This window comes from Levilactobacillus mulengensis, assembly GCF_003946045.1.
In the GTDB taxonomy this organism is placed as follows: Bacteria; Bacillota; Bacilli; order Lactobacillales; family Lactobacillaceae; genus Levilactobacillus; species Levilactobacillus mulengensis.
The window spans coordinates 1-6,266 of record NZ_RHNW01000027.1; the positions used below are offsets into that span (position 1 = coordinate 1).

Annotated in this window: 8 protein-coding genes; 2 read left to right on the forward strand and 6 right to left on the reverse strand. The window is 34.4% G+C overall.

Annotation, left to right across the window (positions count from 1 at the left end; genetic code table 11):
* From EKM84_RS13910 to EKM84_RS13920, 3 genes are all read right to left on the reverse strand, one after another.
* Window positions 1-908: replication initiation protein (locus EKM84_RS13910; protein WP_164511414.1), on the reverse strand; the 908-nt coding region annotated here is incomplete at its 3' end.
* Window positions 909-1,628: 720 nt separating this feature from the next.
* Window positions 1,629-1,841, reverse strand: coding sequence for a hypothetical protein (locus EKM84_RS13915; RefSeq protein WP_027822200.1), 213 nt, complete (start codon window positions 1,839-1,841; stop codon window positions 1,629-1,631).
* A 355-nt stretch (window positions 1,842-2,196) separates the two neighbouring features.
* Complete coding sequence (locus tag EKM84_RS13920) at window positions 2,197-2,784, reverse strand: site-specific integrase (protein WP_125766265.1); 588 nt, start codon at window positions 2,782-2,784, stop codon at window positions 2,197-2,199.
* An 85-nt stretch (window positions 2,785-2,869) separates the two neighbouring features.
* On the opposite strand from EKM84_RS13920, the gene EKM84_RS13925 reads away from it, so the two are divergent.
* The gene (locus tag EKM84_RS13925) at window positions 2,870-3,133 is read left to right on the forward strand and encodes an AbrB/MazE/SpoVT family DNA-binding domain-containing protein (protein ID WP_001748109.1); all 264 of its coding nucleotides are present in this window, start codon (window positions 2,870-2,872) and stop codon (window positions 3,131-3,133) included.
* Window positions 3,127-3,471 (forward strand): type II toxin-antitoxin system PemK/MazF family toxin, encoded by a 345-nt coding sequence (locus tag EKM84_RS13930; RefSeq protein WP_001748110.1) that lies wholly within the window; start codon window positions 3,127-3,129, stop codon window positions 3,469-3,471. The genes EKM84_RS13925 and EKM84_RS13930 overlap by 7 nt, the downstream gene beginning before the upstream one ends.
* 109 nt (window positions 3,472-3,580) lie before the next feature.
* Here the strand turns inward: EKM84_RS13930 and EKM84_RS13935 are convergent, their stop codons facing one another.
* The 3 genes from EKM84_RS13935 to EKM84_RS14540 form a co-directional block, all read right to left on the reverse strand.
* A complete protein-coding gene (locus EKM84_RS13935) occupies window positions 3,581-5,587 on the reverse strand; it encodes a DUF262 domain-containing protein (protein ID WP_164511415.1) in 2,007 nt (668 codons plus the stop codon).
* 141 nt (window positions 5,588-5,728) lie between these two features.
* Window positions 5,729-6,187 carry a DUF536 domain-containing protein gene (locus tag EKM84_RS13940; protein ID WP_404819578.1) on the reverse strand — a complete coding sequence of 153 codons (459 nt, stop codon included), beginning with the start codon at window positions 6,185-6,187 and terminating at the stop codon, window positions 5,729-5,731.
* A partial coding sequence (locus EKM84_RS14540) for a replication protein A (RefSeq protein WP_125766267.1) occupies window positions 6,177-6,266 on the reverse strand: 90 nt, incomplete at its 5' end. The genes EKM84_RS14540 and EKM84_RS13940, both read right to left, overlap by 11 nt.

Sequence of the window (6,266 nt, forward strand, 5' to 3'; positions counted from 1 at the left end):
AGTTCAGCAAGTGCTTCTTGTCTTGCTTGATCTCTTATTTTTTTATCGTGCTCGGCCTGTTTATCAGCCAATGCTTGTTTCTCAGTAGAGCCTAGAGTTAACCCCTTAACTTTATCAATGGCACGCCATTTTTCCTGTTCTGTTAATTCACCATTATGCTGAATGTTAAATAGTTTTTGACGTTCATCTTGAAATTGACCTTGTGAGAAGTCGTTAGCGTCTTTCTTTTCAGGCTTCCAAGTAAAAGAATACCCAATCACTGGTTTCCCGCGGCCTTTACCATATTTCTTTCGAACAGTTAGGCCTCTAAAAAGAGGGGTCAATTCTTCTCTGATTGGTTTAAGAACGTATCTATCAACGTCTCCCGGTTTTTTCCAATAACTTTTAGGAATATCAAGTAACTCAAAAAAATCTTCTTTTGATAAAAAAGCATAACCGGTTGTTCTGAAACCTTTTAACAATCTAAAAGCGGTTTTAGCATAACTGCTTCGAAGATCTCTAAATTCCGCTAAAGCATATCTAACCCACGTGTCTAAATTATTAAGAAGTGGCAAAGCATCTTTATATACTTCAATGTCTATATAAGGAGAATCAGCTTCACCAACAATTCTGAATTTAGTAAACATAACAAACATTTCTCTATTTAATCCAGATTTACTACGTCTTCCAAAATGAAGTCCCATTAACTTTTCATAAGTTCTTTGAATATCATCTTCAAAGCGATTATTTGCAGTCGGTTTATAGTTGCTCAAATCTTTAAGTTGTTCAAAAGAAAATCTAACTGTCTGATCTCCCTTATCACGCATACGAGAAATAATTGAAAAAAATAGATTCATTTCAATAGGGGTGAATTTACGTAACGGAATGGTATTAAGTTCAGGATCATATTTTATAAGTTCATTGCTCATAATCACACCTCCATAACTATTATATAAAATCAACGATTGCTTATCAACGATCACCATTAAAAGCCTCGTTGATAAACAGACAAAACCTCGTTGATAAACAGACAAAACCTCGTTGATAAACAGACAAAACCTCGTTGATAAACAGACAAAACCTCGTTGATAAACTTCTATAAGCCTTGGGAGAGTAAGCCTCAAGAGGGGTCTAAAAGAGGTTTAAAAGAGGTTTATAAAAGAGGTTTAAAAGAGGTACCACTGTACGAAGTCAAAACTTAGCAACAAAAAACACAAAGGAGTGATCCAAAAACCGGCTCACATTAAACTTCAGTCGCTACGCTCCTTGCGCCTCACTACGTTCGTTGCCTAAAAGGTGTGGCAAGCCACATTCAATACGGGCGCTGACGCCCCGTACCCCGTCCAAGCTGAACCAGCTTGACCGCTTTTTCACTCGCCGTTAGGCAGGAAAGCAAAGTTTCTATAAAACTTTGGCTTTCGCCATTTCAGTGTTAAGACTGGTTTAGAGCTGTCAATTCCTTATGCTCCCACGCTACGCTCGTCCGCTACCATTGACAGCAAACAGTTAGTTTTTTTGAATCTTAACAAGAATCTAACTGCTATATTCGTTTTTAAGGGCCTTATTTCTCGTTTCTAGCGATTTTGAGACTGTTTATATATATTTATACCAAAGCAAAAATAAAAAGCCCTCAGCAGGCTTTTAGAGGGCTAAATAACGAAGCCAGGACGATTAATAATATCTTCTTGTCTTTTTTGCAAAACATAAGTATACAGGGAATCATACAAATTCTTTTTGATCTCGTCAGGTTCATTGACAGAAGCTTCAAACAATTCTTGAATATCAACTTGCCAAGGATCAGCAAGCATTTCATCAATGGGTTTTAATACTTTCTTTTCGTCCATCTTAATGACTCCTAACATCAAAATAATGCTTTCAGTTTAGATTTACAGATTTTACAGTACCGTTATTCAAAATTTGCTACCAAAATTATAAAGTTTCTCTGCACAAAACAATTAAGAAGTTTTGGCTTAAACCAGCGTAATCCGTAATACTTTTTAAGTATTTAAAACATAACAATCTTAGTTAGGTGAAAACATAAATTGAATTAAAAATACAGTTAACTCAACAACGGCAGAAATTGATTTTATGGTTATCAGTAGACCGAGTTAAACGAGGTCAATGCGCACTTACACATAGAATTTATTCTATGTTGTGCTAGACCCATTAAAAACCTGTACCAGAAGTCGCCGTTGGCGACAACAAAATCAAACTAATTTACCCAAAATCAATTTGGTTCAACATGTTTTCTGTACTTGCTTGATCCAAGCCTAAATAAGCTAAAGTCATTGATTCACTTGAGTGATTTAGTAAGTGCATGACTAGGCCAATATTGTAATTTGATTGCGTGTAAACACGATAAGCCCCAGTTTTGCGCATCGTATGGGTACCTAGATAATTAATGCCTAACAGATCACCAACCTTGCTCATGATTTTGTAAAACTGTTTTTCCGTGATATGGCGCTCGGGGTGTTGAAGGGAAGGAAAGAGCCATTCAGAATCCAGCTGATGATCAAGCAGCCATTGACGATACAATAAGAGCTCTGTTTGAACTGGTTTAAGATACAAGGTATTAGGCTTACCCGTTTTTCGGTCGTGAATGAACGCATTTTGTTTAATAGAACCGTCCGGATTAAAAATATCGGTTTGTTTTAAGCGCATGACATCACTGACTCGCAACAGTGTCGCTTTGCCAACTTGAAAAACTGTATAGTTACGCCGGCCAGCTTTAAAGTTGTTGAGTAAGGTATCTTGAACCTCCTTGAGAACATTTGAATCTTTGATGGGTAAGACAACTTGTTGCATGTAAATGACCTCCAGTAAGAATATTTGCATTACGTATCTACATGGGATATACTTGGCTTGTAATAATAATTTAGGAGGGGAAAATATGGAACTTATTAAAGAACAAACACGCTTAGCAAAGTGGGGAAACTCGAAAGCTGCTAGAATTCCTAGCCAAATTATTAAACAACTGAAATTAGATGATAACCAAGATATGACAATAACCATTGAAAATGGATCAATTGTTTTAACACCAATAAAAAAGAACCCAACCAATATTCACGAACTATTTAAGGATTGGCAAGATGACGGGAAAAGGGATCACGAGCTTGATTGGGGAAAGTCAGAAGGTAATGAACTTCAATGGTAAGCCAAGGTGATATATTTTATGTTAACTTTAATCCAAGCCGTGGTCATGAACAGATGAATAAGCGACCAGCGATTGCGCTAAGCAATGATCTAGTCTGTCAGACAAGTAACATGACGATTGTGGCTCCAATTAGCAGTACCAAGCGTAATTTTCCAATGTATCATCGACTAACTAGTAGTCAAACAGTATATGGAAAAGTATTATTAGATCAAACCATAGCCTTAGATTTACGGGCAAGACATGTCACTGATGAAACTATTGTCGATCATGTATCGCGTGAAGAACTAGAAGAAATAATCACTTTGTACAAATTATTGTTTAGTATTGATGACAAATAGAAGAAGTTGTTTTTGGCATATAATGACAAATAACCCCCAATATCTACATTATAGATATTGGGGGTTATTCTTTCAACGTTTTCGAGGGGCGATTTGTATATTATAACCCTCATCTTGTTACAACTTTACCTAGGCCAATAAAGTCTATGCGTAGATCTCTTGGAATTTTGATTTCCCAATTAGTATTAATAAAATTAAAAATATCTAACCCTCGATTTTTTATTTCTTTCAAAGTCCAATTATTGTTGCGAGCAATGGTACGTTCATCAATGCTACCATTTTTAAAACAAACATTGCCGTGCTCTTTTTTGTCCTTAAAAGAAGCATTACTAAGTCTATCATTTTTTTTGCGATTAATTATAACGAGGTTACCTATTGAATTTTTAATTTTATTTTTTTGGTTTTGACTATACTGATTAAAATAGTTATTCCAATTTGTTGTCTTAGAGACTTTTTGCGGATAAATATGTTCTAATGTTGGTTGAAACTCATCGGTAATAGCGAAAAACAACTGGTAGATATCTTCAAGACTCATTTGTTCTTTAGATTTTTCAGCTAGATATATAACATAACAAGCCAAGACGTGTTTTGTTGGGAAAGCTGCGCGACCGGACTTATAGAACCCGGTAATTGATAATTCTTTACAAATGGCAGAAATACTTTCCTTATATTGTTCGGTTTGAACAAACTTATCAATAGTCATTTTTATTTGTTGTGTTATTTTATCTGGAGCATCTTCATTACTGTTGTGGATTACGGACTTGATTTCATGACTCAAGCTGAAAAAAGGAATGTAAGCACTGTAAGCACTGGCAAAGAATCCTTGGATAAAGTAATACCTATCTAATTGCTCCAGAAAATTTAAACGTGATACCTCAGAAGGCGTTTTTAGAAAATAAAACAATACTTCGTTTTTCCAATCCAGCATATTAGGATGATAACGAGGTATACGTGATTCCAAAGATGCTAGTTTGATCAAGTAAATACGGATATTCTTGGATATGATGGGGGCTATCCTTTCATCCAATGGAAAATTAAGGACATACCAAATTTGAATACTGGAATTTAAACTGCTTATATAGCGGAAAATATCGTCTGGAGACAAATTTCCACTTTGCACATTTTTGTCGGTAAACTTTTGATCAAGTAAGAACTGTGAAAGCCTGCCATTGTCAATGAACCTTTGGTTATAGTTATGGTTTCCTATTCTTTTTTCCTTGGAAAAATAGGATACTGTATGTGCCATAAGAAAACTATCATCTGGTAACATATTTCTAGGGTTTTTGCCAAGATAATTATAGATCTTTTTCCAACAGCCATTTATCTCCTCGCGAAGTTTAGGGGCATTTCTTTTGGAATTGCCAGTGAACAGGGTACTGATATAAATTAATCTGTTTTTTAATAATTCGAGTGTTGATAATCCTTTGCCACGATTATTCATAGTTTCGAAAGTTACAAATATATTTACGTCTTGGTTTATTTCATACACATTAAATACTACTTTTGTTGTAACTTTAGAGTACAAAGCGCAAAGGTCAGCGTTAGATAATATTTCTATTTTAGTTAAAAAATAGTGATACACATCTAGTAAGTTTTGATTATATTTATTCATAACTATTTTATCTTCATCAGTTGACGGTAAAAGTAGTATATTTTTCTCAAAAAATTCTTTGCTAGAATTATTATTAGAGTAATTAAAAAGTGCCGTGTAATCGATAGTTGAATCTCCCTTAGGCTTTGCTATAAACAATTCTTTTATTGACGATAGCTTGGTAAAATTTATAACTGTTAGATTTCTGTCTTCAGCTGTATGGATAATAGCTGATAATAGAATAACGAGGCTGGTCAAACGCTGCTGTCCGTCTACAATGTAAAAAGGAGTGTATCCTGTTGACTCTACAAGCCAATAGTCAGGAGATTGATTTATTTTTTCATTAGGAATTTTGTCTGTGGTAATGACTCCCATATAGTATTGAATGTTAGGTGAAAAGCGTGTTATATCTTCCCAAAAGTCAAAGTACTCTTTCTTTGACCAAGCATAACCACGTTGGTAATCTGGGATTCTAAATAATGTATTATTGAAAATTTCTGATAAGGACAATAATTGGGATTGCAAGATAATATTCCTTTCTTGATTACATAATTTAAAGAGATATCGAATAATGGTAAAGATAAATACATAGCGTATCTTTGTAAAATTAGTTTCTTGTACAAGATAGTTAACGATTCTTTTTACTTTTTTTAGAAACCACCATAATTACCAAAAATGCCACCACTTTTTTATGGATTTTTCTATCACGTTAACCTTGCTGTTTCCTGGTACAGGTATAGAATTTAGTTTGTCTTTCTTTTGGTTCATCAATTGTAATTGTTGTGACTGATCTAATAATTTTTGCATTGACTTCAATTGTTCATCTTTTTCTTTAATTTGGTTATCTTTGATTGCTATTTGTTGATTGAGTAATTCTATTGTAGCTTGATTGTTGTTACCAGTGTTACTAGTAAATGTTCCCCCGTTTGGTTTCTGGTTATTTCCACCAATAAAATGCTTCTTTAACAGCAAATATCCTGAATTTACAATAACAAGGGTTTGCACCCCGTTTCTAGTCACAGTTTGTACATAATTTGATCTAAAGTTTGCATCTAATTTTTTTCTAACAGCTTGTTTTGATACGCCAAATTCATCAGCAATTTCTTTAATAGTTTTAGCTATGATTCCCAAACCCCTTTCGGAGTTCAGCAAGTGCTTCTTGTCTTGCTTGATCTCTTATTTTTTTATCGTGCTCGGCCTGTTT